Raw genomic sequence first — 3,927 nt, 5'->3', positions numbered from 1 at the left:
GGCTCTTGCGGCGGAGCACCGTTGGAGGTGATCAAGCAATACATTCAAAACCAGCGGGGCTGACGCCCCGGCGAAATACCCCTCCCACCTACGTCGGAGGGAGTCCCATTTCGCATTTAAGATGGCAATCTTCATTCCACACTCCTCATGGCTGGCTGAAATAGAGATCCTTGGTGGCGATGGCGCCCTTGAGATTGCGGCTCGGCAAGCCGCGCAGTGCCGGGTCCACCAGTCGCATCTGGTTGTAGTGATAGACGGGGATGACGGGCACTTCCTCCATCAGCAGTTGCTCGGCCTGATGATAGATCCCGGACCGGGCGTTGGCATCCAGGGTCTCGGAGGCCTGTTGCAGCAGACCATCGAAGGTGGGGTTGCAGTAGCCGCTCTCGTTCTGGGGATCCTGGCAGCGGAAACTGCCAAGCATGGACGACGGCTCGACATAATCACCAAACAAAAATGAACGAGCCAGCATGAAATCACCACTGTCCTTGGCCACCTGATAGGCATTCCACTCCATGTTGTTGAGGGAGACTTCGACCCCCAGCGGTTTCCACATGGCCGCCACCGCCAGGGCCAGCTTCTTGTGGTTCTCCGACGTGTTGTAGGTCAGCGTCAGCCTGAGGGGATGGGCGCTGTTGTAGCCCGCCTGGGCCAACAGTGCGGCGGCCCGGGCCAACCGGGTCGGCTGGTCTTCCCGGGAGAGGGGGATATCCAGCTCGTCATAACCCGGCATGGCGGGCAGCAGTGACCAGGCAGAGCGCTCCCCCTGGCCGCTCACCTTCTCGGTCAGCAGGTGGCGATCGATGGCCATGGAGAGCGCCTGGCGCACCCGCACATCCTGCAACTCGGGGCGATTGAGATTGAAAGTGTAAAGATAGGTGCCAAGCAGCGGCAGACCCCAGATCCGCTCCGGTGCCTCCTGCATGGTCTTCTGGTAGTACTCCAGCGCCACCTTGTTGGTAAGCTGGATCTCCCCCGCTTCGTAACGCAGCCGCTCCCCATGCTGGGAAGCGAGCGGCAGGTAGGTCACCCGCTGGATCCGGGTATGGGCGTCATCCCAGTACTGGGGGTTGCGTTCGGCTTCGATGCGCTCGTTCACCACCCAGCTCGCCAGCTTGTAGGGGCCATTGCTCACCATCTTGCCTGGCTGGGTCCACTGCTTGCCAAACTGGGCGATGACCCGCTCGTTGACCGGCACGAAGGGGCGCTGGCTGACCAGTTGCAGGAAATAGGGAATGGGGCGCTCCAGGGTCACTTTCAGGATCTGGTCGCTTTCTGCCTCCACCCCCAGGGCATCGAGGTCGAGCGCCCCGGCATAGATGGACTGGGCATTGTTGATGCCGGTCGCCAGCAGCAGGCCGGCGGAGGGGGAAGCCTGCGCCGGGTTCAGCAGCCGCCGCCAGGCGTAGACGAAATCCCGGGCGGTGAGGGGCTCGCCGTTGGACCATTTGAGCTGGGGACGCAGGAAGAAGCGCCACACCAGCCCATCCTCGCTGGTCTCCCAGCGCTGGGCCTGGGCGGGCACTATCTTGCCCTGACCATCCTCGCTCACCAGCCCCTCGAACAGGTCCACCAGCACCACCTCCCCCGGGAAACCGGAGCGGATCAGGGCCGGATCGAGGGACTCGGGTTCGGCGCCATTGCCCTTGACCAGGGTCTGCCTGTCCGACAGCACGGGCTGCTGCACCACGGTAGTGGCCTGAAGCGGCGGCACCGCCATCAACCCGAACAGCAAGGGAGAGAGCCAGCGGCGGGCTGGCCTGGCGGCGAAACGGTAAAACATGACATCAACCTCGTTCAATTCTTTTGACTGCAATGGGGGGAAGGCCGGCGGCGCGCCTGGAACCGAATGCATCATGCCGCGCTTGTTATCCCCGAAGACGACCCGTATTGTATCGGGCCTGCCCGATAGAGGGAGTCTTTCGGGCTATTTTTTTCAAGGTTTTATGACGACACGGCCGCCACGGGTGGGCGCAATCGCCAGAAGGCGCACTCCCCTGCCTCGTTGGCAATCGGCCCGGGGTGATATGTCGCCTGTAGGTCCGGTTGTCGTCTACCGTTTCAGGGGTCTTTATGGGTTACGAATGGTTGGCGCTGGCTGCCGCCAGTTTATGGGCGATCGCCGCCCTCATCTCCGTCAAACCGGCTCGCCATCTGGGGGCCTTTGCCTACAGCCGCTGGCGGATGTTCCTGGTCAGCCTGATGCTGGCCAGCGCAAGTCTGGTGACGGGAGGCTGGCAGACCCTCACCGAGAGCGCCCTTCCCCTGCTGGCCCTCTCCGGCCTCATCGGCATCTTCGTCGGCGATACTGCCCTCTTTGCCTGCATGAACCGACTCGGCCCCAGGCGCAGCGGTCTGCTCTTCTCCTGCCACGCCCTCTTCTCCGCCCTGCTTGGGCTCTGGCTCTTTGGCGAGCGGCTCGATGGTTGGCGCCTGCCAGGCGCCTTGCTGGTCCTGGCCGGGGTCATGCTCGCCATCCTGTTTGGTCGTCGTGGCGACAACCTGCAGAACGAATGGGAGCAGGTGCGCGGCCGCCTCGTGGTCGGCATAGCCCTTGGCCTCACCGCAGCCCTGTGCCAGAGCCTCGGAGCCATCATCGCCAAGCCGGTGATGATGAGCGGCACCGTGGACGCGGTGAGCGCTTCCGGCGTGCGCATGGGCAGCGCACTCTTGGCACACTGCGTCTTGCGGGCACTGCGCCTGCCGCTCGCCATGCCGCACAACCCAATCAACCGGCAGGTGCTCGGCATGATAGGCATCAACGGATTTCTGGCGATGACGCTGGGAATGACCCTGATCCTGGTGGCCCTGCGTCAGGGAGATGTGGGCATGGTGGCCATCTTGTCTTCCACCACACCGGTCATTCTGCTGCCCTTGCTGTGGTGGCACTCGGGGATGCGTCCCTCGCTCCCCGCCTGGGCCGGAGCCCTGCTGGCCACCCTGGGCACGGCCCTGGTGCTGGGAATGGGGAACTGAGCCCCGTCTATCCTCCTGGAAGGACCAACACGCCCATCGGCGGCTCTGAGCCGCCGATGCTCACCCTTGCCGGACAGGGAGAGAGGCGATCGCGTCCCTAGAACAGAGCCACTTCCTCTTCGGTCAGCTCCCGGTATTCCCCCGGTGCCAGCTCATCGTCCAGAGCCAGATCGCCAATGCGTTCCCGATGCAGCCCGACCACCTTGTTGCCGATGGCGGCGAACATCCGCTTCACCTGGTGATACTTGCCCTCGTGGATGGTCAGGCGTGCTTCCCGATCGTCCAGGATTTCCAGCTCCGCAGGGCGGGTCTTGTCGTTCTCGTTGCGCAGGTAGATACCGTCGGCAAAGAGCGAGATGGCCTCTTCACTCACGGGATCAGCCAGCCAGACGTGGTAGGTCTTCGCACACTCGTGCCGGGGCGACGTGATGCGATGGGACCACTGGCCGTCATCGGTGATCAGCACCAGCCCGGTGGTATCGAGATCGAGGCGCCCCACCACGTGCAGTTTGCCCATGGCCGGCTCGTCGAGCAGGTGGAACACGGTGGCGTGATCCGGGTCCTCGTTGGAGCAGACATATCCTTCCGGCTTGTGCAGCATGAAGTAGCGATTCTGCAGGTTCAGGGTCAAGGTCACACCGTCAAACTCGATCTGGTGTTGCTCATTGATGTGAAAGGCGGGCTGCTTGACCAGCACGCCGTCTACCAGCACTTCCCCCTGACGGATCAGCTTGCCCGCCTGGGAACGGGTCAAATCGGAGCAATCGCAAAGAAATTTGTCGAGCCGCATGCAAAAACCTCGGAATCCATCATGATTGGGGGCGACATTATATCGGTCAGACCCGACAACACCAGTACTAAGCGACAGGGACTCAAGTTGACATCCTCCCCCACCTTAGCGCTTCGCGTCACAGGAGGGGGATTCCCATTACTGGGTGATAGCTGCTCGCG

The 3,927-nt window shown here is 62.8% G+C and carries 3 protein-coding genes and 1 pseudogene; 2 read left to right on the top strand and 2 right to left on the bottom strand.

Annotated features, from left to right (window positions below):
• Positions 1–63: pseudogene (locus PG896_RS20590) on the top strand (IS200/IS605 family transposase); the annotation flags it as partial.
• A gap of 82 nt (positions 64–145) precedes the next feature.
• Here the strand turns inward: PG896_RS20590 and PG896_RS20585 are convergent.
• Positions 146–1,783, bottom strand: a complete 1,638-nt coding sequence (locus PG896_RS20585; RefSeq protein WP_161469711.1) for a peptide ABC transporter substrate-binding protein — start codon at positions 1,781–1,783, stop codon at positions 146–148.
• A gap of 290 nt (positions 1,784–2,073) precedes the next feature.
• On the opposite strand from PG896_RS20585, the gene PG896_RS20580 reads away from it, so the two are divergent.
• On the top strand, positions 2,074–2,976 hold the full coding sequence (locus PG896_RS20580) for a DMT family transporter (RefSeq protein ID WP_201873181.1): 903 nt from the start codon (positions 2,074–2,076) through the stop codon (positions 2,974–2,976).
• Between the two features lie 97 nt (positions 2,977–3,073).
• Here the strand turns inward: PG896_RS20580 and rsuA are convergent, their stop codons facing one another.
• Positions 3,074–3,766, bottom strand: a complete 693-nt coding sequence (gene rsuA / locus PG896_RS20575) for a 16S rRNA pseudouridine(516) synthase RsuA (protein WP_043153817.1) — start codon at positions 3,764–3,766, stop codon at positions 3,074–3,076.
• Positions 3,767–3,927 lie beyond the last annotated feature (161 nt).

This window comes from Aeromonas sp. QDB30, assembly GCF_027707645.1.
GTDB lineage: Bacteria > Pseudomonadota > Gammaproteobacteria > Enterobacterales > Aeromonadaceae > Aeromonas > Aeromonas caviae.
This window is presented reverse-complemented; position numbering and strand designations above follow the sequence as displayed.

Excerpts from the sequence above, each read along its gene's own strand:
- PG896_RS20580 (WP_201873181.1), top strand. The coding sequence starts at position 2,074 with ATGGGTTACGAATGGTTGGCGCTGGCTGCCGCCAGTTTATGGGCGATC.
- PG896_RS20585 (WP_161469711.1), bottom strand. The coding sequence starts at position 1,783 with ATGTTTTACCGTTTCGCCGCCAGGCCAGCCCGCCGCTGGCTCTCTCCC.
- rsuA (WP_043153817.1), bottom strand. The coding sequence starts at position 3,766 with ATGCGGCTCGACAAATTTCTTTGCGATTGCTCCGATTTGACCCGTTCC.